General features: G+C 36.1%; 2 protein-coding genes. Both read right to left on the bottom strand.

Translation table 11 applies throughout. From position 1 onward, the window contains the following. Positions 1–121 (bottom strand): helix-turn-helix domain-containing protein (locus tag H5T41_11460; protein ID MBC7109376.1); only part of this gene is annotated, 121 nt, incomplete at its 3' end. 138 nt (positions 122–259) lie between these two features. Beyond that, positions 260–667: hypothetical protein (locus H5T41_11455; GenBank protein ID MBC7109375.1), on the bottom strand; the 408-nt coding region annotated here is incomplete at its 5' end.

Here is a 667-nt window from a genome sequence, read left to right as displayed (position 1 = left end):
TAGCAATTTTCACAGCAGGGATTTTTCCTTCCCTTGCCATCTTATAAAGAGTAGATTTTCCTATTTTTAAATATTTTGCGGTCTCCTCAAGGGTCATTATTTCTCCAAACCCTTCCATCATAGTTTTAACTCCTTTTGAGCTTGCCAAAGTTTATCATCGTTTAACATCACATAATAATATATAGCAAAGAAAATCAAAAAGTCAAGTCTTTTTTAAAAAAATTTTCCTCTTTGGGGGCAGGTGCAGGTGCGTTCATTATCAATCCAGAATAGGAGAAAGAGAGAGTTTTATTTTTCCTGCCTTTTCTCTTGTGCGGATAAGTCGGAAGGAGACATTGAAGGAGTTTGAAACAGCCATTAAGATGGCTCCCCTAATTGACGGCTCTTTCAAAATCTGGAGAGGCTCCCGATGGGCAAGTTCTGGAAACTCAAGAAATTCAACATCTATTTTATCATTGAAGATTTTTACCTCTTTTATGAAAAGCCTTGCCAGTGCCTGCCTTTCCTTTGGTTCAAGTGAGGGATAAACCTTATAAAATCCTTCAAATCCTTTCTTTATTATTTCAAAATCAATGACCGTGCTTTCCTTTCTCCTTATTTTAAGCCTTATTTCTTCAAGTTTTTTCTCTAATTCTTCCTTTTCCTTTGACCGCTTATTGACTTCTTC

It is taken from the genome of Methanomassiliicoccales archaeon, from assembly GCA_014361295.1.
Classification (GTDB): domain Archaea; phylum Thermoplasmatota; class Thermoplasmata; order Methanomassiliicoccales; family JACIVX01; genus JACIVX01.
Note: the sequence above shows the minus strand (reverse complement) of the source record. Positions and strands in the feature narration are given on the sequence as shown.